Origin of the sequence: Mycobacterium kyorinense (assembly GCF_001672775.1) — a bacterium.
Taxonomy (GTDB): Bacteria; Actinomycetota; Actinomycetes; order Mycobacteriales; family Mycobacteriaceae; genus Mycobacterium; species Mycobacterium kyorinense_A.
The window spans coordinates 1-20,751 of sequence record NZ_LZKJ01000046.1 but is presented as its reverse complement, the minus strand read 5'-3'; the positions used below and the strand labels follow the sequence as shown (position 1 = coordinate 20,751).

18 protein-coding genes and 1 pseudogene are annotated in these 20,751 nt (G+C 67.3%); 9 read left to right on the top strand and 10 right to left on the bottom strand.

The window, feature by feature from the left end; translation table 11 throughout:
• The first annotated feature begins 60 nt into the window (after positions 1-60).
• The 3 genes from A5707_RS03975 to A5707_RS03965 are packed head-to-tail and all read left to right on the top strand — an operon-like array spanning position 61 to position 3,661.
• On the top strand, positions 61-1,737 hold the full coding sequence (locus A5707_RS03975; RefSeq protein WP_065013221.1) for a DEAD/DEAH box helicase: 1,677 nt from the start codon (positions 61-63) through the stop codon (positions 1,735-1,737).
• On the top strand, positions 1,734-2,873 hold the full coding sequence (locus A5707_RS03970) for an acyltransferase family protein (protein ID WP_065013220.1): 1,140 nt from the start codon (positions 1,734-1,736) through the stop codon (positions 2,871-2,873). Before A5707_RS03975 ends, A5707_RS03970 begins: the two co-directional genes overlap by 4 nt.
• A 56-nt stretch (positions 2,874-2,929) precedes the next feature.
• Positions 2,930-3,661, top strand: coding sequence for a siderophore-interacting protein (locus tag A5707_RS03965; protein WP_065013219.1), 732 nt, complete (start codon positions 2,930-2,932; stop codon positions 3,659-3,661).
• Here A5707_RS03965 and A5707_RS03960 read toward each other — a convergent pair.
• Genes A5707_RS03960 through A5707_RS03940 form a run of 5 tightly spaced genes read right to left on the bottom strand, consistent with a single transcriptional unit; the run spans position 3,631 to position 10,040 of the window.
• Positions 3,631-4,230 (bottom strand): TetR/AcrR family transcriptional regulator, encoded by a 600-nt coding sequence (locus A5707_RS03960; RefSeq protein ID WP_065013218.1) that lies wholly within the window; start codon positions 4,228-4,230, stop codon positions 3,631-3,633. The genes A5707_RS03965 and A5707_RS03960 overlap by 31 nt on opposite strands.
• Positions 4,230-5,453 carry a cytochrome P450 gene (locus A5707_RS03955; protein ID WP_065013217.1) on the bottom strand — a complete coding sequence of 408 codons (1,224 nt, stop codon included), beginning with the start codon at positions 5,451-5,453 and terminating at the stop codon, positions 4,230-4,232. The genes A5707_RS03960 and A5707_RS03955 overlap by 1 nt, the downstream gene beginning before the upstream one ends.
• A gap of 31 nt (positions 5,454-5,484) precedes the next feature.
• A complete protein-coding gene (locus tag A5707_RS03950) occupies positions 5,485-7,074 on the bottom strand; it encodes an FAD-binding oxidoreductase (protein ID WP_065013216.1) in 1,590 nt (529 codons plus the stop codon).
• The gene (locus A5707_RS03945) at positions 7,071-8,438 is read right to left on the bottom strand and encodes an FAD-binding oxidoreductase (RefSeq protein WP_065013215.1); all 1,368 of its coding nucleotides are present in this window, start codon (positions 8,436-8,438) and stop codon (positions 7,071-7,073) included. Before A5707_RS03945 ends, A5707_RS03950 begins: the two co-directional genes overlap by 4 nt.
• A 24-nt stretch (positions 8,439-8,462) precedes the next feature.
• Complete coding sequence (locus tag A5707_RS03940; RefSeq protein ID WP_065013214.1) at positions 8,463-10,040, bottom strand: succinic semialdehyde dehydrogenase; 1,578 nt, start codon at positions 10,038-10,040, stop codon at positions 8,463-8,465.
• A gap of 88 nt (positions 10,041-10,128) precedes the next feature.
• Between A5707_RS03940 and A5707_RS03935 the strand changes: the two genes are divergently transcribed.
• Both A5707_RS03935 and A5707_RS03930 read left to right on the top strand, forming a co-directional pair.
• Complete coding sequence (locus A5707_RS03935) at positions 10,129-10,977, top strand: uracil-DNA glycosylase (protein ID WP_065013213.1); 849 nt, start codon at positions 10,129-10,131, stop codon at positions 10,975-10,977.
• Positions 10,978-10,997: 20 nt separating this feature from the next.
• Entirely contained in the window at positions 10,998-12,035 is a 1,038-nt protein-coding gene (locus A5707_RS03930) for an LLM class flavin-dependent oxidoreductase (RefSeq protein ID WP_065013256.1), read from the top strand.
• 75 nt (positions 12,036-12,110) lie between these two features.
• Here the strand turns inward: A5707_RS03930 and A5707_RS03925 are convergent, their stop codons facing one another.
• From A5707_RS03925 to A5707_RS03915, 3 genes are read right to left on the bottom strand one after another with little or no spacing between them, the layout of a single operon-like run.
• The gene (locus A5707_RS03925; protein WP_082969236.1) at positions 12,111-12,557 is read right to left on the bottom strand and encodes a nitroreductase family deazaflavin-dependent oxidoreductase; all 447 of its coding nucleotides are present in this window, start codon (positions 12,555-12,557) and stop codon (positions 12,111-12,113) included.
• A gap of 4 nt (positions 12,558-12,561) precedes the next feature.
• Positions 12,562-12,996, bottom strand: a complete 435-nt coding sequence (locus tag A5707_RS03920) for an HIT family protein (RefSeq protein WP_065013212.1) — start codon at positions 12,994-12,996, stop codon at positions 12,562-12,564.
• Between the two features lie 20 nt (positions 12,997-13,016).
• Positions 13,017-14,180 (bottom strand): MalY/PatB family protein, encoded by a 1,164-nt coding sequence (locus A5707_RS03915; protein WP_082969235.1) that lies wholly within the window; start codon positions 14,178-14,180, stop codon positions 13,017-13,019.
• Positions 14,181-14,199: 19 nt separating this feature from the next.
• Between A5707_RS03915 and A5707_RS03910 the strand changes: the two genes are divergently transcribed.
• The 3 genes from A5707_RS03910 to A5707_RS03900 all read left to right on the top strand — a co-directional run bounded on the left by A5707_RS03910 (position 14,200) and on the right by A5707_RS03900 (position 17,709).
• The gene (locus A5707_RS03910) at positions 14,200-15,591 is read left to right on the top strand and encodes an amidase (RefSeq protein WP_065013211.1); all 1,392 of its coding nucleotides are present in this window, start codon (positions 14,200-14,202) and stop codon (positions 15,589-15,591) included.
• Positions 15,592-15,717: 126 nt separating this feature from the next.
• On the top strand, positions 15,718-16,842 hold the full coding sequence (locus tag A5707_RS03905) for an adenylate/guanylate cyclase domain-containing protein (RefSeq protein WP_232000620.1): 1,125 nt from the start codon (positions 15,718-15,720) through the stop codon (positions 16,840-16,842).
• Between the two features lie 306 nt (positions 16,843-17,148).
• Entirely contained in the window at positions 17,149-17,709 is a 561-nt protein-coding gene (locus A5707_RS03900) for a hypothetical protein (protein ID WP_065013209.1), read from the top strand.
• Positions 17,710-17,715: 6 nt separating this feature from the next.
• On the opposite strand, the gene A5707_RS03895 is transcribed toward A5707_RS03900, so the two are convergent.
• Positions 17,716-19,614 (bottom strand): ABC transporter ATP-binding protein, encoded by a 1,899-nt coding sequence (locus A5707_RS03895; protein ID WP_065013253.1) that lies wholly within the window; start codon positions 19,612-19,614, stop codon positions 17,716-17,718.
• 8 nt (positions 19,615-19,622) lie between these two features.
• A pseudogene (locus A5707_RS03890) lies at positions 19,623-20,600 on the bottom strand (ABC transporter ATP-binding protein); the annotation flags it as partial.
• Between the two features lie 18 nt (positions 20,601-20,618).
• Here A5707_RS03890 and A5707_RS23020 point away from each other — a divergent pair.
• The coding region (locus tag A5707_RS23020; RefSeq protein WP_419866385.1) for an ABC transporter transmembrane domain-containing protein at positions 20,619-20,751 on the top strand (133 nt) is incomplete at its 3' end.

Genomic DNA, 20,751 nt, shown 5'->3' with positions numbered 1-20,751 from the left:
GCGTGGCAGGCACGGCTGAGAACGAACTCGGCGCCTCGCGACCACTAGACTGCAGGTCCGATGACCTCCCCAAACAGCGCGACGACGACGTTTGCCGACCTGCAGATCCACCCCTCGGTGCTGCAGGCCGTCGTCGACGTCGGCTACGAGTCCCCCTCGGCGATCCAGGCCGCCACGATCCCGGCGCTGCTGGCGGGCTCCGACGTGGTGGGCCTGGCGCAGACCGGCACCGGCAAAACGGCTGCCTTCGCGATTCCGATCCTGTCCAAGATCGACACCAGCAGCAAAGCGACCCAGGCGCTGGTGCTGGCCCCGACCCGCGAACTTGCACTGCAAGTGGCCGAGGCCTTCAGCCGTTACGGCGCGCATCTGCCGCGGATCAATGTGTTGCCGATCTATGGCGGGTCGTCCTATGCGGTGCAGCTGGCCGGACTCAAACGCGGCGCACAGGTCGTCGTCGGCACCCCGGGCCGAGTCATCGACCATCTGGAACGGGGAACGCTGGATTTGTCCCGAGTCGACTACCTGGTGCTCGACGAGGCCGACGAGATGCTCACCATGGGGTTCGCCGAAGATGTCGAGCGCATCTTGTCGGAGACCCCGGAATACAAGCAGGTCGCGCTGTTCTCGGCGACGATGCCGCCGGCGATCCGCAAACTGACGGCCAAGTACCTGCATGAGCCGCTCGAGGTTACCGTCGAAACCAAAACTGCGACGGCAGAGAATATTTCGCAGCGTTACATCCAGGTCGCCGGACCTCGCAAGATGGACGCGCTGACTCGGGTTCTCGAGGTGGAGCCGTTCGAGGCGATGATCGTCTTCGTCCGCACCAAGCAGGCCACCGAGGAAGTTGCCGAAAAGCTCCGTGCCCGAGGGTTTTCCGCTGCCGCCATCAACGGCGACATTCCGCAGGCTCAGCGCGAGCGAACCATCACCGCGCTGCGCGACGGCGGCCTCGACATTCTGGTCGCCACCGATGTGGCCGCCCGCGGATTGGATGTGGAGCGCATCTCGCATGTGCTCAACTACGACATCCCGCATGACACCGAGTCTTACGTGCATCGGATCGGGCGCACCGGAAGGGCCGGCCGGTCGGGTGCGGCGTTGCTGTTCGTCTCCCCGCGGGAGCGCCACCTGCTCAAGGCGATTGAGAAGGCAACCAGGCAAAAACTTGCCGAAGCCGAACTACCCACCGTCGAAGACGTCAACGCGCAGCGGGTGGCGAAGTTCGCCGACTCCATCACCGACACGCTTGGCTCGCCGGGAATCGAGTTGTTCCGCAGTATGGTCGAGGATTACGAACGCGAACACGACGTCCCGATGGCCGACATCGCAGCGGCGCTGGCGCTGCAGTCACGCGACGGCGATGCATTCCTGATGGCTCCCGAGCCACCACCTGAGCGACGCGCAAAAGAACATCGGGACCGGCCGGCCAAAGCCAAACGGGGCCAGGGTCCGAAGGAGGGATTCGCCACCTATCGCATCGCGGTGGGCAAGCGGCACAAAGTCGGCCCTGGCGCCATCGTGGGCGCCATCGCCAACGAAGGCGGACTGCACCGCAGCGATTTCGGCCACATCACGATCGGGCCGGACTACTCCCTGGTAGAGCTTCCCCCGAACTTGCCCCGGGCAACACTCAAAGCCCTTGAACGCACCCGTATTTCGGGGGTGCTCATCAATCTGCGGCCCGACCGCAAGCCCAGCGCCGGCAAAACCCGCCGGAAAAAGACCGGATGACCGTTTCAGAACCCACCACCGCCCAGGGCGGGCTCGAACAGACCTCCGGGCCGGACCGGGTCGCATCCCTTACCGGTATCCGCGCGGTCGCCGCATTGCTCGTAGTTGGCACTCACGCGGCCTACACCACCGGAAAGTACGTCCACGGCTATTTCGGTTTGGTCGGTTCACGGATGGAGATCGGTGTGCCGATCTTCTTCGTGCTGTCCGGCTTCCTGCTGTTTCGTCCCTGGGTGCAGTCGGCCGTCACTGGTGCACCCGCACCGTCGGTGAGTCGTTATGCGTGGCATCGGGTTCGGCGCATCATGCCCGCCTACATCGTCGCGGTGCTGGCCGCCTATCTGGTCTATCAGTTCCGAACCGCCGGCCCCAACCCCGGCCACACGTGGCTTGGGCTGTTTCGCAACCTCACGTTGACACAGATCTACACGGGCAACTACCTGATGTCCTACCTGCATCAGGGCCTCACCCAAATGTGGAGCTTGGCAGTGGAAGTCGCGTTTTATGCGGTCCTCCCGCTGCTGGCCTACCTGCTGTTGGTGGTGATATGCAAACGGCGATGGCAGCCGGTGCGATTGCTGGTCGCGCTTGCGGCGCTGGCGTTGATCACCCCGGCGTGGTTGGCCTTCGTGCATGCCGCCACCTCGGTGCCCAACGGGGCCCGGCTGTGGCTGCCCAGCTACCTGGCCTGGTTCATCGGCGGCATGGTGCTGGCCGTGCTGCAGGCGATGGGTGCGCGCTGCTACGCCGTGGTCGCGATACCGCTGGCGGTGATCAGCTACTTCATCGTCTCCACGCCGATCGCCGGCGCACCGACCACATCACCGCAGGGACTGACCGAGGCGCTGGTCAAGGCGGGGTTTTATGCGGCCATCGCCACGCTGGCGGTCGCGCCGTTGGCGCTGGGCGACCGGGGCTGGTACAGCGCGCTATTGGCGAGCCGTCCGATGGTGTGGCTGGGCGAGATCTCCTACGAGATCTTTTTGATCCACCTGGTGACGATGGAGATCGCGATGGTCGAAATCGTGCGCTATCCGATCTACACCGGTTCCGCGGTCAACCTGTTCCTGGCGACGCTGGTGATCACCATTCCGCTGGCCTGGCTGTTGCATCGGTTTACCCGAGTGCGCCGCTGACTGCTTGATAATAGGATAGGCTCGCCTAAGTCACTACCGAAGGGACGTTGAGGCGAATGGCCGATCAGAAGGGGTCCCGTGGTTTCGCGGGTGCGGTGCTGAAGTTGATGGGCGCCGGTGACTATCGGCTGACCGTGACCGGCAAGCGTGAGATCAGCCCGCACTACCTGCGGCTGAGCTTCGACGCCGGCGGCATGCTCGCCGACCAGTCCCTACATCCGACGATGTGGATCCGCATGTGGTTCGCCGACCGCGGCAAAGCCCACCAGCGCGGCTATACGCTGGTCGACCCCGACCCGGCCGCCGATACGGTGGACATCGAGTTCGCGCTGCACGGCGGGATCGCGTCGCAGTGGGCGCGGACTGCCGAGCCCGGCGACACCATCGAGGCGACCGTGATGGGCAGCAAGTTCGCGATCCCGGAGCCGCCCCCAGCGGGGTACGTCATCGTCGGAGACACAGCGTCCTTGCCGGCGATCAACTCGCTGCTGAAAGCGATCGGAGACGCGCCGGCGCAGGTGTTCCTCGAAGCGGGGTACGACGACGACAAGGACTTGCCGGTGGCACGTAGTGCCGACGTCAACTGGGTGGACCGCAAGAACGCGGGGGAGGCGTTGGTGCAAACGGTGCGGTCGGCGGCTTTCGACGCCAGCGCGCACTTCGGTTGGGTTGCCTGCGACTCCCGCACCACCAGGTCGGTCGTCAAGGTGCTCCGCGAGGACTTCGGTATCCCGCGCAAATCGATTGCGTCGCGGGCTTATTGGATGGTCGGACGTTCGATGGAATGAGCCGTGGGCGCCATGATCGGGACGACGAACTCCTCGATCATCGCCTGTTCGTCGGTGTCGTCGCGGCCCGGAAAGATCAGCAGCGACGTGATCACCCGCACCAGCCAGCGCGCACGGCGTTCGGTGGCCCCGGAAGCGTCGGCGCCCAACGAGGTGACGAACGCTGCAGCCAGCCCGGTGATCACGTCGGACCGCTCGGCCATCTCGCCGCCCAGCGGCGGCTGGGTAGCCGCGAACCAGGCGGCCAGCGCGGGACTTTCGCGAACCAGGCGCAACGTGGTGGTGATGCCGGCGACCAGTCGTTCGCGCGGGTCGTCGACGTCGCTGATGTGCTTGTTGATCGCGTGATGGAGCCGATAGGTCTCGCGGTGCACGTACGCCGAACGCAGCGCGTCGCGGTTCTCGAAGTAGCGGTATAGCGTTGCGCGGGAACAGCCTGCGGCCTTGGCGATCTCGTTCATGCCGACCGATGCGGGGTCTTGGCTGGTGAAAAGTTCCTCGGCGGCGTCGAGGATCTTGTCGGCAGCCACCTCGCTGCGGCGGCCGGCCAGCCAGTCGTTGCCCGCCATCACGACCTGATCCGGAACGGTACCGACAGCGGGCGCCGCACGTAACTCCCTCCGGACCACACGATGCCGGACTCGTCGACGTCGAAATCCGGACAGCGGGCCAGCAATTCGGTCAATGCCACCCTCGATTGCATGCGGGCCGCCGCCGCGCCCAGGCAGTGGTGGGCGCCGTGACTGAACGTCAGAATGTTGCGCGGACACCGGCGCACATCGAGCTCACCGGCGTCCGGCCCGTACTGGCGCTCGTCGCGGTTGCCCGATCCGTAGAGCAGCAGGACCTTACGGCCGGCCGGCACCGTCGTGCCGCCGATCGTCACGTCGCGGGTCGTGGTGCGGGCCAAGCCCTGCACCGGGGACGTCAACCGCAGTAGTTCGTCCACCGCATCCGCAATCAGCTCGGGATTGTCGACGAGCAGCTGTCGCTGATCAGGCCGCTGATGCAGCAATTGGGTTGAGCCGCCGAGCATTCCGGTGGTGGTGTCGTTGCCGCCGGTGACCATCGTGAAGGTGAATGCGAGCACGGACAGGGTGCCGGCGATGTCGCCGTCGGCGCCGACCCCCGCCGCCACCAGATGCGAAATGGTGTCGTCCTCGGGTTCGGACCGGCGCCGCTCGATCAGCTCGGAGAAGTACGCCATCATCGAACCCACCGCGTCACCGGCAGTGGCCACCCCACCGTCGGAAGTGCTCGCCGCGACGATGGCCTGAGTCCAGCCGTCGAACTGGGTCCGGTCTTCTTCGGGAACACCCAGGTAGTGGGCGACGACCATCGATGGCAACGGTTTGAACAACTCCGCGGCGATGTCGCCGCCGCCGTTGGCGCGTAACCGCTCGAGGCGCTGCACGACGAACTCGCGCACCTTGGGTTCCACCGCCTCGACCTGCCGAGGTGTGAAGCCGCGCGACACCAGCTTGCGAAACTCGGTGTGTACCGGGGGATCCTGCATCACCATCGGCGGGTTGTCCTGCAGCCCAATCATTTCCAGTTCGCCGTAGTTGACGGTCAAACCTTGCGCGGAGGAGAAGGTCTCATGGTCGCGGGCGGCGGCCCAGATATCGGCGTGCCGGGACAGTACGTAGTAGTCGTCGTCGGGTCTGCCGTCCGGAACGACGTGGTGCACCGGATCGTGATCGCGCAGCGCTTGGTACATCGGCCAGGGGTTCGGCCACGTCGCCGCGGTGGCCAACTCGAACCGTGGCTGATGAGACAATGTAGCTGTCATGTCTCATTGGTACGACAACGCGCAGTGTGTGTCAACCCTTGGGGGGGAGCAGCACGCCCGGGTTCAGGATTCCGGCGGGGTCCAGCGCGGCTTTTGCCGCGGTGAGGGCGGCCGCGAACGGATCGGGGCGCTGCCCGTCATACCAGGGCCGGTGATCGCGGCCGACGGCGTGGTGGTGGGTGATCGTGCCGCCGTTGTCGAGGATGGCTTGCGAGACGGCGGCCTTGATGTCGTCCCACTGGGCGACGGTGCTGCCCCAGCGGCCGGCGGCATAGATGCCGTAATAGGGCGCGGGCCCGTCGGGGTAGACGTGGGTGAACCGGCAGGTCACCAGCCCGGCGCCGCACACCTCGGCGATCGCGGCGTTGGCCGCGGCGGTGACGGCCTGATGCAGCGACTCGAAACCGTCCCAGGTGCAGGCAGTCTCGAACGTTTCCACAATCATCGAGCGACGGGCCAGCGCGTCGCGCTGGTAAGGCATCCGCAGGAAGGCCGAACGCCACGCCGACGCTGAGTCGCCAGGCTCGGCATCTTTGCTGCGCCGCGCGGTGACGCTGCCGCCGTGCTCGACGGCGAGTTCCACCGCGCGGTCCAGCCAGACGTCCACAGGATGATCCGCCGACTCGAACGCGACCAGCAGCAGGCCTCCGCCGACGGCGACGCCGGCGTTGATGAAGGACTCGGCGGGGTCGAGCAACCGGCAGTTCGACGGGTAGAGCCCGGCTTGGGCGATCGACCGCGTGGCCGCGACCGCCTGCTCGTACTGCTCGAATGCGATCGACGCGGTGACCTGCCAACGGGGCCGGTGCTGGAGGCGCATCGACGCTTCGGTGATGACGCCGAGGATCCCTTCGGAGCCGAGGAACATCCGGTCCGGCGAGGGGCCGGCGCCCGAGCCGGGCAACCGCCGCGATTCGACGACGCCGGACGGGGTAATGATTCGCATCGACTCGGTGAGGTCGTCGATGTGGGTGTAGAGCGTGGCGAAGTGTCCGCCTGAGCGGGTGGCCAACCAGCCGCCCAGCGTGGAGTAGGCGAACGACTGCGGGTAGTGCCGCAACGTCAGCGCGTGCGGGCGAAGTGCGTCCTCTAGCGCGGGACCGTAGCTGCCGGCTTGGATCCGCGCGGTGCGACTGACCGGGTCGATGTCCAGGACGCCGTCGAGATGGCCGAGATCCAGCGAGACCGCCGCACCGTCGAACCGGGGCTCGACGCCGCCGACCACCGAACTGCCGCCGCCGTAAGGGATTACGGGTGTGCCGGTGGTCGAGCACCAGTCCAGCAGGTCGACCACATCTTGCTCGACCCGCGGCCGGGCGACGAGGTCCGGTACATGATCGAGGCGGCCGAGCAAGTTGCGCACCACGTCCCGAAACGCCTTGCCCCGGGCATGGGACAACCGGTCGACGGGATCGTCGCTGCAGAGCGCCGCCAGCGCACCCGGTGGATGGACCCGGGCCGCGGCGACACCGAGCGTCGCCGGGTCGGGTGGGGGATGATCGGTGAAGTCATGCCCGGGCAACATCGCCGCGGTCCGGGCAACCAGGTCGGCGGACTCGGACGGCGACAGCGCGTCGGCGGCGGCGCCCCAGCCCCACCAGGACCGCGCCGGCGCCGTCATACCCCGGCGCCGGGGTTCAAAATGCCGTGCGGGTCCAGCGCATCTTTGATGCGACGGTTCAGCGCCATCGCTTCGGGGCCCAGATAATCAGCCAGCCAAGGCCGCTTCAACCGGCCGACACCGTGCTCACCGGTGATCGTGCCGCCCAGCCGGGTGGCCAGGTCCATGATTTCCCCGTAGGCCAACTGCGCCCGCTCGGTCATCGCCGGATCGGCGGGGTCGTAGACGATCAGCGGATGGGTGTTGCCGTCGCCGGCGTGCGCGATCACCGAGATCATCAGCTCGCGCTCGGCGGCGATCCGGGCGATCCCGCCGACCAGGTCGGCCAATGCCGGCAGCGGGACACCGACGTCTTCGAGCAGCAGCGGCCCTTTGGCCTCGACCGCCGGAATCGCGAACCGGCGGGCCGCGACGAACGCCTCGCCCTCCTCCGGGTCGTCAGTGGAAAACACTTCGGAGGCACCGTGTTCGGTGAACACGCCGGCCATGAACTCGGCGTCCTCGCAGCCCGCGCGGCCGCGTTCATCGGAGCCCGCCAGCAGCATCGCGGCCGCACCGCGGTCCAGCCCCATCCGCAGCTTGTCCTCCACGGCGTTGATCGCCACGGAGTCCATGAACTCCAGCATCGCGGGCCGGATCCGCCCACTGACCGCTAGCACGGCCTGGGCGGCGGCCTCCACCGACGCGAAATTCGCCACCACCACACACGACGGCTGCTGCGGCGGAACCAGCCGCAGCGTCACCTCGGTGATCACTCCCAGGGTGCCTTCGCTGCCGACGAACAGCTTGGTCAGCGAAAGCCCGGCGACGTCTTTGAGCCGCGGACCGCCCAGCCGCACCGCGGTACCGTCGGCCAACACCACCTGCACCCCGAGCACATAGTCGGTGGTGACCCCGTATTTCACGCAGCACAGCCCGCCGGCGTTGGTCGCGATATTGCCGCCGATGCTGCAGATTTCGTAGGACGACGGGTCGGGCGGATACCACAGCCCGTACTCGGCGACGGTCTTTTTCACCTCGGCGTTGAGCAAACCGGGCTGGCACACCGCGGTCCGGGTGACCGGGTCGACGACGATGTCGCGCATCTTCTCCGTCGACAACACGATTCCGTCGTCGACGGCGGTGGCCCCGCCGGACAAGCCGGTGCCGGCGCCGCGGGTGACCACCGGAACGCGGTGCTCGCCGGCCCAGCGCATGACGATCTGCACCTCTTCGGTGCGGCGCGGTCGCACCACCGCCAGCGGTTTGCCCGCCGACGGGTCGAACGCGCGGTCTTGCCGATAGCCCTCGGTAATGGCGGGATCGGTGATCACCATCCCGTCCGGCAACTCGGCGATCAAGCCCGCCAGCACATCGGCACCCACGCAGGCGATCCTACGGACCCCGCCCTATTTCACCCCGGGCAACCGGCGCAGCAACCGCAGACCGGTGGTCATCACCCGCGCATACCGGTCGGCCCGCGCCCAGGTCGGGGCGCCCACGGGCAGCAGGCGTTCGGTGGCGATGGTCTGGGACTCGGTGTATTTGAGGATCCCGTGCTCGCCGTGCCGCCGTCCGATGCCGGAGTCCTTCATGCCGCCCATCGGGGCGTCGACCGACGCCCAGGCCGCGGCATATGCCCCGTTGACGTTCACCGTGCCGGCCTGCAGTTGCGCGGCCACCCGCCGGCCCCGGGCCGCATCGTTGGTCCACACCGCGAAGTTCAATCCGAAGTCGCTGTCGTTGGCCTTGTCGATGGCCTCGCGCTCTGACTCGACCGGGTAAAGCGAGACCACGGGCCCAAAGGTCTCGTCGGCGAAGGCATCCATGCCCTCGCGCACATCGGTCAGGATGGTGGGCTCGTAGAAGTAGGGGCCGATGTCGGGCCGGGCTCGTCCACCCGCCAGCGCGGTGGCGCCCTTGGCCACCGCGTCGTTGACGTGATCGGTGACGGTTTGCAGCTGCGTCTCGCTGATCAGCGATCCCATGTCGGCGGAATAGTCCAGCGCACCTGACAATGTCATCGCCTTGGTGGCCTTGACGAACGCGCCGACGAAGTCCTCCCACAGCGGCTTGGCCACATAGATGCGCTCGATGGAAATGCACAGTTGGCCGGCGTTGGAGAACGCGGCCCGCACCGCCCCGGCCGCCGCCCGCGAGACGTCGGCGTCGTCGAGGACCAGCAGCGCGTTTTTGCCGCCCAGTTCCATCGAGCAGTCGATGAGTCGCTCGGCGGCCTGCTTGGCGACATGGCGTCCGGTACTGGTGGAACCGGTGAACATCAAGAAATCCGCCTGCTCGATGATCGGGGTGCCCAACTCCGATCCGGGCCCGGTGACCAGCTGGACCAAACCCTTCGGCATCCCGGCCTCCTCGAGCAGGCTGACCGCCCACAGCGCCGAAAAAGGTGTCCTGTCATCGGGTTTGGCCAACACCGCGTTGCCGGCGACGATCGCCGGAATTGCGTCGCTGATGCCAAGGGTCAGCGGATAGTTCCACGGCGAGATGATGCCGACCAGCCCCTTCGGGTGGTGGTGCTCCCAGACTTCGGTGAGCACCAATTGCACACCCTGGCGCCGTTTGGGCTTCAGGTACTCCTCGGCGGTGTGCGCGTAATAACGGGCAGTCAGGCAGACGTCGATGACCTCCTCGAAGGCGTGCCGGCGCGCTTTGCCGTTCTCCAACTGGAGCAGGTCGAGCACCTCGTCCTGGCGTGCCAACACCAGGTCATGGAAACGCAGCAGCACCGCCGCCCGCTCGCCGATCGGACGTGCCGCCCAGTCCCGTTGAACGGCGCGGGCACGCGATGCGGCGGCTGCGACATCAGCTGCCGAGCAATGCGGCACCCGGCCCAGCGGCTCGCCCGTCATCGCATTGGTGATCTGGCGGTACCGACTGCCATCGGCAGCGTCGACGTGCCGCGCCAGCCTTTCGAGCAACGGGCCGACGTCGCGGGCGGACCGCTCGGGTGAGCGAAGTGCATTCATGACCCGGTGACTAGCCGTTCACGGGAAGGGGGAAACAACGCCGACCCCGGTCGGCCGTTGGGGTTCGTTCGGCGTGCACAGTAGACGGGTGAGCCTTGCCCGACTCGCCCATCCACGGACCGGCGCTCTCTTCGATTCGCCGGTGCCGCCCGGGACCGGCTGGCCCGGTGATCCCGCCACTCCCCACACCGCGGTGGCGTCCGCGGCGGCCCAGGTCGCGGCGATGGCCGAGGCCGTGGAGACGACGGGCCAGCTCCACGCGGAGGTGTCGGTGTGCCGGGCCTGCCCGCGCCTGGTCGAGTGGCGTGAACAGGCGGCGGTCACCAAACGGCGCTCGTTCGCCGATCAGCCGTATTGGGGCAGGCCGGTGCCGGGGTGGGGCGCAGAGCGACCGCGGGTGATGATCGTCGGGCTGGCTCCGGCCGCCAATGGCGCCAATCGGACCGGTCGGATGTTCACCGGCGACCGCTCCGGCGACGTGCTGTACGCGGCCTTGTATCGGGCCGGGCTGGCGAACTCGCCGGTCAGTGTGGACGCCGCCGACGGGTTGACGCTGCACGGCACCCGGATCGCGGCCGCAGTCCGATGCGCGCCGCCGGCCAACGCGCCCACACCCGCCGAGCGGGCGACGTGCGCGCCGTGGCTGACCGCCGAGTGGCGGCTGACCGGCGACGACGTGCGGGTCATCGTCGCGCTGGGCGGTTTCGGCTGGCGATCGGCGCTGGACATGATCCGCTCAAGCGGCGGGCAGGTTCCTCGGCCGCAACCGAAGTTCGGTCACGGCGCCACCGCGACAGTGCGGGCCGCCCACGGCGAGGTGGCGCTGGTGGGCTGTTATCACCCCAGCCAGCAGAACACCTTCACCGGCAAGCTGACCACGGCGATGCTCGACGACGTGTTCAGCCGGGCGGCGGCGCTGGCCGGACTATCCCGATGACCGGTGGCGTTGAGGCCAACATGCGGCTTTCTGTCCTCGACCTCGTCCCGGTGCGCACTGACCAGACCACCGCCGATGCGCTGGCGGCCACGGTACGACTGGCGCAGGTCGCCGACCGGCTGGGCTACACCCGCTACTGGGTCGCCGAACACCACAACATGCCGTCAGTAGGCGCCACCAGCCCGCCGGTGCTGATCGCCTACCTCGCGGCGCAGACCACCCGGCTGCGGCTGGGCTCCGGCGGTGTGATGCTGCCGAATCACGCGCCGCTTGCGGTGGCCGAACAGTTCGCGCTGCTGGAAGCCGCGGCACCTGGCCGCATCGATTTGGGCATCGGCCGGGCACCTGGCTCCGACCCGGTGACGTCGGTCATGCTGCGCGGCGCGGCCGGCCGCGACGATCGGGATATCGAGCAGTTCCCGGACTATCTCGACCACGTGCGGGCGATGATGAGCAGCCGCGGCGTGCAGGTGCAACTGCGCGACGGCGACTATTTGCTCAAGGCCACTCCGGCCGCAGCCACCGAACCACGGCTGTGGCTGCTGGGCTCGTCGATGTATTCGGCGCGGCTGGCCGCTGCCAAAGGGCTGCCCTACGTGTTCGCTCACCACTTCTCCGGGAAGGGGACCGACGAGGCGCTGGCGCTCTACCGGTCGCAATTCGTGCCCAGCGAGCTGGCCGCCGAGCCGATCACGTTTCTGACCGTCAACGCCGTGGTCGCCGAAACCCGCGACGAGGCAATGGCATTGATGGTGCCGAATCTGCAGATGATGGCGCGGTTGCGCACCGGCCAACCGCTGGGGCCGCTGGAGCTGGTCGAGGATGCTGAAAACGCGACTTTGACACCGCAACAGCAGCACATCGTCGACAGCGGCCTGCGGCGCGCGGTCGTCGGCACACCCGCCGAGGCGGCCGAACAGGTGCGTGCGCTGGCTGAGCGGTTCGACGTCGACGAAGTGATGGTCAACCCGGTGGCCGCAGCCCGCCGCGGCACCGACCCGGCTACCGCTCCAGGCCGGGAAACCACGCTGGAGTTGCTGGCGAAGGAACTGTTCTAAGCGGGCCGACCATCGCCGAATGTGAAGCTGCTGCGAGAAAACTCAAAAATCTTCGCAACAGCTTCACGCTCGGCGCTAAGGCGTCAGCACGATCACCGGAATCGGCCGCGTTGTCTTGCGCTGGTAGGCCTCGTAGCGGTCGGCGTTGTTGTCGTTGACGATCTGCCACAGCCGGGCATAGTCCGGGTCATCGGGCAATACCGGCCGCGCCGTCACGTCGAATCGCCGTGGCCCGACGTTGATCTCGACGTTCGGGTGGGCTTTGAGGTTGTGATACCAGCCCGGCGACCGGGGGTCGCCGCCTTTCGACGCGACGATCAGATACGAGTCGCCGTCACGCGCATAGCTCAACGACGTGGTGCGCGGTTTCCCGGTCTTGGCGCCGATCGTGTGCAGCAGCAACATCGGTGGGATGCCAGGGAACCGATGTCCGATCCTGCCGTTGGTGCCTTTGTAGATTGCGTCGTGGACGCGCAGCAGTCGCGCTCCGAACTGCTGCTCGACCAATCGGGAGATGTCCATTTCTTCAGTCTGACTGCCGGGCGTCGATTCGCGCCAGCGCGTCACGCAGGATCTGCCCGGTGGCGTCGCGGTCGGAGTCGCGGCGCAGCAGCATCCCCTTGGCCACCGCCAGTTTGTCACCGTTGCGCCGCGGCAGCACATGCAAGTGGATGTGGGAAACGGTCTGGAAGGCGGCGCGTCCGTCGTTGATCGCGATGTTGGTGGCATCGGCCAACTCGGTGGTGCGGGCCGCCTTGGCGATCCGCTGTCCGATTGTCACCATGTCGGCCAGGGTCTCCGGCGGAGTGTCGGTCAGATCGACCGTGTGCCGTTTGGGTATCACCAGCGTGTGGCCCCGCGTGAATGGCCGGATGTCGAGGATGGCCAGGTAGTCGTCGTTTTCGTAGATGCGGATGGCCGGGGCTTCTCCGGCGACGATCGCGCAGAACACACAGGACATAAGGCCACGGTAGCGAGTGGTCACGCCGACAAGGCGGTGGCCATCGCCGCGAGCGCGCGATCCAGGATGGCCCGCGGCGTCGCGAAGTTCAGCCGGGCGAAGCCAGAGCTCGCCGTGGGCCCGAACGGGATGCCGGGGGACAGCGCCACTTTGGCCTTGGCCAACAGGTACTCCGCAGGCTCAGCCGGCAGATTCAGTGCGCGAAAATCCACCCACGACATATAGGTGGCCTCCGGCGCGTTGATCCGCACCCCGGGAACCAATTCGGGCAGCGCGCGGGCCAGGTGGTCGCGATTGGTCTGCAGGTAGCCCAGCAGCTCGTCCAACCATGCCGCGCCGTGAGCGTAGGCAGCGATGTTGGCGCGGATGCCGACGGTGGCGGCGCCCATCTTGTGCAGCATGTTGACCCGGTCCCACTCGTCGATGTCACGGGAATTGGACAGCACCACCTGGGCGCACATCAGCCCGGGCAGGTTCCACCCTTTGGATGCGGACAGCAGCGTGACCACGGTGTTAGCGGCCGTCTCGGAAACCGAGGCGGCGGCCACATGCGGTCGCCCGTAAACCAGTGGCGCGTGGATCTCGTCGGCGATGACGCGCGCGTGGTGGGCGGCTGCGATGTCGACGATGGCGCGCAGCTCATCGGCGGTGAACGCGGTGCCCAGCGGATTGTTGGGATTGCACAGAATCAACGACCCGGCCCCGCTGGCGAACGCGGCATCAAGCGCATCCAGATCCATCTCGTATCGCCCCGAAAGCCCTTGATTCATCGGGATTTCCACTCGTTGCCGACCGGTGACCCGCAGCACGTCGAAAAATGGCATGTAGGCCGGCACCGGCAACACCACGGGGCTCTCCGGCCGGGTGAGGAAATTGACGACGACTTCCATTCCCTTGAGCACATCGGGAACGACGCGAACCGAATCGGCCTGCACCTGCCACCCGTAGCGGTCTCGGCACCAATCGGCGGTCGCCTGCGGCAGTTCGTCCTCGCCGAACGGCGGGTAGCCGAACTCCTCGTTGTCAACGCACGCGCGGACTGCCTCACGCACCGGCGGTGCGGTGGGGAAGTCCATCTCGGCGATCCACAGCGGCAACACATCCGCATCGAAGAAATTCCACTTGATGGTGTTGCGCCCGCGCAGCTGATCCTCGGTCAACAAATCGAACATCGAATCGTCCACACAAGTAGTCTGCCTGCACATGGACCCTCGCGAGCTCGCCTTCGCCGGGGCGGCCGAGCAGGCCCGGATGTTGGCTGCCGGCACGGTCACCGCTCCCGCGCTCCTCGAGATCTACCTCGACCGCATCGCACGACTGGACCCGCAGCTGCGGTCGTATCGCACCGTGCTGATTGCCACCGCACGCGAGGAGGCGCTCGCGGCGCAGAGCCGCCTCGACGCCGGCGACCGGTTGCCGCTGCTCGGGGTACCGGTCGCGATCAAAGACGACGTCGACATCGCCGGGCAGACAACGGCTTACGGCACCAGCGCACATGGGCCGGCGGTAGCTGATGACGCCGAGGTGGTGCAAGCGTTACGCGCCGCCGGTGCGGTGATCCTCGGCAAGACCGCGGTGCCCGAGCTGATGATGATGCCCTACACCGAATCGGTCACGTTCGGCGCCACCCGCAACCCCTGGGATGTGTCGCGCACACCGGGCGGCAGTAGCGGCGGCAGCGGCGCAGCGGTGGCCGCCGGGCTGGCCCCGCTGGCATTGGGTTCCGACGGCGGCGGCTCGATCCGCATCCCGTCGAGTTGGTGCGGGGTTTTCGGGATCAAACCGCAGCGCGACCGGGTCTCGCTGGCGCCCCACGACGACGCCTGGTGCGGCCTGAGTGTCAGCGGCCCGATCGCGCGTTCGGTGACCGACGCCGCACTGTTTTTGGATGCGACGACGACGGTGCCGGGCCCCGACGGGGGATTCGTTGCGGCCGCGGCACGGTCACCCGGCCGGCTGCGAATCGCGTTGAGCACCAAGGTGCCACCACCGTTGATGGTGCGATGCGGCAAGCAGCAGCGGGCGGCGGTCGAGCAGGCGGGCGCCTTGCTGCGCGACTTGGGCCACCACGTCGTCGCCCGTGACCCCGACTACCCGCCGACGGCTATCTCCGGCAACTACCTGCCGCGCTATTTCCGCGGTATCTACGACGACTTTCGGGTGCTGCCCCACCCGGAGCGCCTGGAGGCACGCACCCGCAACATGGCGCGGATCGGGCGCTTGTTCTCCGATCGGCGAATGGCGACGGTGCGTGCCGGGGAGGCGGCGCTGGCCGCGCGCATCCAGTCGATCTTTGACGACGTCGACGTGCTCGTCACTCCTGCTAATGCCACCGGGCCACAGCGTGTCGGCGCCTACCAGCGCCGCGGCGCGATTTCGTCGCTGCTGCTGGTTGCAGCCCGGGTGCCGTTCTTTGAGATCTGGAACCTGACTGGTCAGCCGGCCGCCGCTGTGCCGTGGGATCTCGACGGCGATGGCCTGCCGTTGTCGGTCCAGTTGATCGGCCGGCCCTACGACGAGGCGACGCTGCTTTCGCTCAGCGCCCAGATCGAAGCCGCGCGGCCGTGGGCGCATCGGCGCCCGCCGGTGTCATGACGCGGCAACCACTTGCCAGGCGAGTTGTCGGCCTGCCGCATCGCGCGAGCCGGACTGGTGGAGGGCAACAGCCGGTAGCGCCCGTCACCTCACATGATGACCCGCTACCGAGATACCTTGGCCACTGTGTCCGATCGCAACATCGAGCCGCTGCTCGACGGTCTTGACGGCACCGCGCGCAGCGAGCGCGCCGAGCTGATCGAGTGGCTGCTCGACCAGGGGATCACCGTCGACGAGATCAGGACCGCCGATCCGCCCATGCTGCTGGCGTCGCGGCGAGTCGTCGGTGACGACGGCGTCTACGTCTCGACGCGGGAAATCAGCGAACGCTACGGCATCGACCTTGATCTGTTGCAGCGCGTGCAACGTGCCATCGGGTTGGCCAGGGTCGAGGATCCCGACGCGGCTGTGCACATGCGGGCCGACGCCGAGGCCGCCGCCCATGTGCAACGGTTCCTCGAGACCGGCCTGGATCCAGACCACCTGGTACAAGTCGTTCGGGTGCTCGCCGAGGGGCTTTCGCACGCCGCCGAGGTGATGCGCTATACCGCGCTCGCGGCCATCCTGCGACCCGGTGCGACCGAACTGGAGATCGCCCAGAAATCTCAGGCGCTGGTCGGCGAGATCGCGCCGCTGCTGGGTCCGTGGATCGAGGACATGCTGTTCATGCACCTGCGGCACCAGATGGAAACCGAGGCCGTCAACGCTAGTGAACGCGCGGCGGGTAGTGCTCTGCCGGGCGCCCGAGAGGTCACGGTGGCTTTTGCCGATCTCGTGGGATTCACCCGGCTGGGCGAGGCGGTGCCGCCCGAGGATCTGGAGCAGCTCGCGAACCGGCTGGCCGATCTGGCTCGTGACATGGCGGTGCCGCCGGTGCGGTTCGTCAAGACCATCGGCGACGCGGTGATGCTGGTGTGCCCGGATCCGGTTCCGCTGCTGGACGCAGTGCTGAAGCTGGTCGAGGTCACCGACACCGACGAAGGCCTGCCCCGACTGCGTGCGGGTGTCGCCTGCGGGCAGGCAGTGAGCCGGGCTGGTGACTGGTTCGGGAGTCCGGTGAATATGGCGAGCCGGGTGACCGGGGTGGCGCGCGCGGGCGCTGTCCTGGTCGCCGAGTCAGTGCAGACCGCGGTCGGCGACGGCAACGGCTTCAGCTGGTCATTTGCCGGGGCGCGCCACCTCAAGGGCATCAAGGGCGAGGTGAAGCTGTACCGGGCCCGCCGCGGCGACGGCGTTGACGACAGGGCGTAACACTTCGCTCGCCGGACGACATGAGGCAGGCCCGGAGGGCACTGGGGTTGCGTCTCTCTTATGCCGCGCGGCCGGCTCTGTCACCCCTTACGCCGGCTCTTTGGATCAGCCACTTCCGGACCTGCTTCGCCCTTAAAGCTACAACTCCCGACGCGCCATATCAACGGTTTTCGCTCATCGACATCGGCATCCCGGCGGGTGCGTAGGCAGGCTTTTCGGCACGGCGTCCCGAGCGGGCAGCCGACCCCGTTCGCCGCCAGTGAAACAACCTAGCCATTGAGTTTGTAACGGTGTAATCATGTAAGCATGCGACATCACCATGTACACGGGCGGCGCTACGGCCGCCCAGGCGGCTGGCAGCAGGCCAATCAACCCGACGCCGGCGACGCCGCGGACTGGTTCGCCGGACGCCTGCCCGAAGACTGGTTCGACGGCGACCCCACGGTCATCGTCGACCGCGAAGAAATCACGGTCATCGGCAAACTGCCCGCAGCGCCCGATACGCAAGAAAGCGAAGCTCGTTCCTCGGGCCGCGTCTCGCGGTTCCGCGAAGACACCCGCGGCGAACGCATGAACATCGCCGACGAGGCGCAGGATCGCTACGGCCGCAAGGTTTCCTGGGGTGTGGAGGTCGCCGGCGAACGGATCCTGTTCACTCACATCGCGGTTCCGGTCATGACCCGGCTCAAGCAACCCGAGCGCCAGGTGCTGGATACCCTGGTCGACGCCGGGGTGGCCCGGTCACGATCGGATGCGCTGGCGTGGGCGGTCAAGCTGGTGGGCGAGCACACCGAGGACTGGCTGGCCAAGCTGCGTGAGGCCATGTCGGCCGTCGACGACCTCCGCGCGGAAGGCCCTGAGCTGTAAGAGCCGCTAGGCCCGCGTCATCTCGTAGTAGGCGCCGCGGCGCGCCATCAGCTCGGCGTGGTTGCCACGCTCGACGATCTTGCCCGACTCCATCACCAGGATGACATCGGCGTCGCGGATCGTCGAAAGCCGATGAGCGATAAGGAAACTCGTCCGGCCGCGGCGAAGCTGACGCATGGCGTGCTGGACCAGCAGCTCGGTACGCGTATCCACCGAACTGGTGGCCTCGTCGAGGATCAGCAGTTGCGGTCGGGCCAGGAACGCACGCGCAATGGTGATCAGCTGCTTCTCGCCGGCGCTGATGTTGCCGCCGTCGTCGCTGACCCGGGTCTGGTAGCCATCGGGCAACGTGTGCACGAACCGGTCGACGTAGGCCGCTTTGGCGGCCGCGATCACCTCGTCGTGACTGGCGCCCGGGCGGCCGTAGGCGATGTTCTCGGCGATCGTCCCGCCGAACAGCCAGGTGTCCTGCAGCACCATGCCGATCCGGGATCGCAGCGATTGCCGGCTCACCGACGTGATGTCGACACCGTCGATCAGGATCCGGCCGGAGTCCACGTCGTAGAACCGCATCAACAGGTTCACCAACGTGGTCTTGCCCACCCCCGTCGCCCCGACGATGGCCACGGCGCTGCCGGGCTCGGCCACGAACGACAGGTCGTCGATCACCGGTGTGCCCGGGCGGTAGGCAAAGCTCACATGCTCGAATTCGACCCGCCCGGTGGGGCTTTGGCCATTAAGGGACGGCAATGATGTCGGGTGGTCGCGCCTTTCCTCGGGCTCGTCGAGCAGATCGAACACCCGCTCGGCGCTGGCCACTCCGGACTGCAGCGTGTTGTACATCGCCGCCACTTGGGTGAGCGGCCAGTTGAATTGGCGCACGTATTGGATGAACGCCTGGATGCTGCCGACGGTGATCTGGCCGGTCGCCACCTGCAGTCCGCCGATCACCGCCACCGCGACATAACTGAGGTTGCCGATGAACATCGTGGCCGGTGACACCAGCCCGGAGAAGAACTGGGCGCCGAAACTGGTCTGGTACACCTCGTCGTTGTGTCGGCGGAACTGGTCCTCGGCCTCGGCCCGGTGGCCGAAGGTCTTGACCAGTGTGAAGCCGCTGTAGGTCTCCTCGATGTGCGCATTGAGCCGGCCAGTGTTGGCCCACTGGGCGACGAACAACCGCTGCGAGCGGCGGGCGATCGCCCGAGTGGCCAACAGTGACAGTGGCACGGTCAGCAGGATGATCCCGGTCAGCAGCGGCGAGATGGTCAGCATCATCACCAGCACCGTCGTGATGGTCAAAACCGCGCTCAGCAACTGCGTGATCGTCATCGACAGCGAAGTCTGCACATTGTCGATGTCGTTGGTGACCCGGCTGAGCACCTCGCCCCGCTGCCGACCGTCGAAGTACGCCAGCGGCAACCGGTGCACCTTCGCCTCGACGTCGGAGCGCAGCCCCCGCAGTGTGCGCTGCACCGTGACGTTGAGTAGTCGCGCCTGCGCCCAGATCATCACGCCCGCAATGAGATATAAGACCAACGCGAGCGCCAACGTGTGGGCTACCGCGGAGAAATCCACCCCTTGCCCCGGGACCACATTCATCCCGGACAGCAGATCGGCGAAGGTGTTGTTGCCGCGCGCCCGGGCCGCCGCAACGGCCTGTGCCTTGGTGAGACCGGCCGGCAACTGTCGGCCGATCACGCCGTTGAACAACAGATCAGTGGCGTGGCCCAGAATCCGCGGAACCACCACGCCGATCGCGGTGCCGCAGATTCCCAGCGCGATGACCGCCGACGCCAGCCCGCGTTGCGGCGCCAGGCGTTTCACCAGCCGGATGGCTGAACTCCAAAAGTCGCGGGACCGCTCGGTCGGCGCCTGCACCACACCGCGCATCGGTCGGTCCATTGCGGCGATCACCGGGTATCTCCCGCGCCGGCCGACACCGACTGCGACTCCGCGAAGCCCGCGTATGCCGCGCAGTCGGCCAGCAGCGATTCGTGCGTACCGGAGCCGACCACCCGTCCGTCGTCGACGACGATGATCTGATCGGCCTGAGTGACGGTGGAGATACGTTGCGCGACGACGATCACCGTGGCGTCCGCGGCGATCTCGCGTAGCGACGCGCGCACCCGTGCATCGGTGTGCACGTCGAGGGCGGAGAAAGCGTCGTCGAACAGGTAGATGGCCGGGCGCCGAATCACCGCGCGCGCGATCGCCAGCCGCTGGCGTTGCCCGCCGGAAAAATTGATGCCGCCCTGGGCAACTCGCATCGCCAAGCCATCGTCGTGGGCCCGGACAAATTCGTCGGCGGCGGCTACCCGCAGTGCTTCCCACATCTGTTCGTCGGTGACCGGCTGTCCCGGGGCTGCGCCAAGGCGAAGATTGTCGGCGATAGTGCCGGAGAACAGGTAGCCGCGCTGCGGCACCAGACCGATGCCGGCCCACAACTGTTCGATGTCGCGGTCGCGCACGTCGACACCGTCGACTCGGACGCAGCCGGTGGTGACGTCGTAGAGCCGGCAGATCAGCGATACCAGCGTCGACTTGCCCGAGCCGGTGCTGCCGACAATGGCGGTCGTGGTACCCGGCGTCGCGATTAACGAGATATCTTGCAGCACTGGACGATCCGCGCCGGGATAGCAGAACGTGGCCCGGTCGAGCTGCACCACGCCGCGCAGATCTGCTGGCGGGCTGACGGGATTCGACGGGCTGCTGATCGCCGGACGGGTAGCCAATACCTCGGTGATTCGGTCCGCGCACACCGAGGCCCGCGGCAATACCATCACCAGCGTCGTCGCCATCAGTACCGCCATCAGGATCTGGGTGAAGTACGCCAGAAAAGCGATCAGCGAGCCGACCTGCATCTGGCCGTGGTCGATGCGCAGGCCGCCGGAAACTGGCAGGCGCTGATGTTGCCGCTCACGACGCTGACCATCAATTGCTCCAGCGTCGCGCTGATCTGGTTCGGCGGCCTGCGCATCGACCACGGCCAGATGCAGGTCGGCTCGCTGATCGCTTTTCTGGCGTACTTCACCCAGATCC

Excerpts from the sequence above, each read along its gene's own strand:
- A5707_RS03925 (WP_082969236.1), bottom strand. The coding sequence starts at position 12,557 with ATGGACATCTCCCGATTGGTCGAGCAGCAGTTCGGAGCGCGACTGCTG.
- A5707_RS03940 (WP_065013214.1), bottom strand. The coding sequence starts at position 10,040 with ATGAATGCACTTCGCTCACCCGAGCGGTCCGCCCGCGACGTCGGCCCG.
- A5707_RS03910 (WP_065013211.1), top strand. The coding sequence starts at position 14,200 with ATGGACCCTCGCGAGCTCGCCTTCGCCGGGGCGGCCGAGCAGGCCCGG.
- A5707_RS03975 (WP_065013221.1), top strand. The coding sequence starts at position 61 with ATGACCTCCCCAAACAGCGCGACGACGACGTTTGCCGACCTGCAGATC.
- A5707_RS03965 (WP_065013219.1), top strand. The coding sequence starts at position 2,930 with ATGGCCGATCAGAAGGGGTCCCGTGGTTTCGCGGGTGCGGTGCTGAAG.
- A5707_RS03900 (WP_065013209.1), top strand. The coding sequence starts at position 17,149 with ATGCGACATCACCATGTACACGGGCGGCGCTACGGCCGCCCAGGCGGC.
- A5707_RS03955 (WP_065013217.1), bottom strand. The coding sequence starts at position 5,453 with ATGACAGCTACATTGTCTCATCAGCCACGGTTCGAGTTGGCCACCGCG.
- A5707_RS03920 (WP_065013212.1), bottom strand. The coding sequence starts at position 12,996 with ATGTCCTGTGTGTTCTGCGCGATCGTCGCCGGAGAAGCCCCGGCCATC.
- A5707_RS03970 (WP_065013220.1), top strand. The coding sequence starts at position 1,734 with ATGACCGTTTCAGAACCCACCACCGCCCAGGGCGGGCTCGAACAGACC.
- A5707_RS03930 (WP_065013256.1), top strand. The coding sequence starts at position 10,998 with ATGCGGCTTTCTGTCCTCGACCTCGTCCCGGTGCGCACTGACCAGACC.
- A5707_RS03960 (WP_065013218.1), bottom strand. The coding sequence starts at position 4,230 with ATGGCGGGCAACGACTGGCTGGCCGGCCGCCGCAGCGAGGTGGCTGCC.
- A5707_RS03895 (WP_065013253.1), bottom strand. The coding sequence starts at position 19,614 with ATGGACCGACCGATGCGCGGTGTGGTGCAGGCGCCGACCGAGCGGTCC.
- A5707_RS03950 (WP_065013216.1), bottom strand. The coding sequence starts at position 7,074 with ATGACGGCGCCGGCGCGGTCCTGGTGGGGCTGGGGCGCCGCCGCCGAC.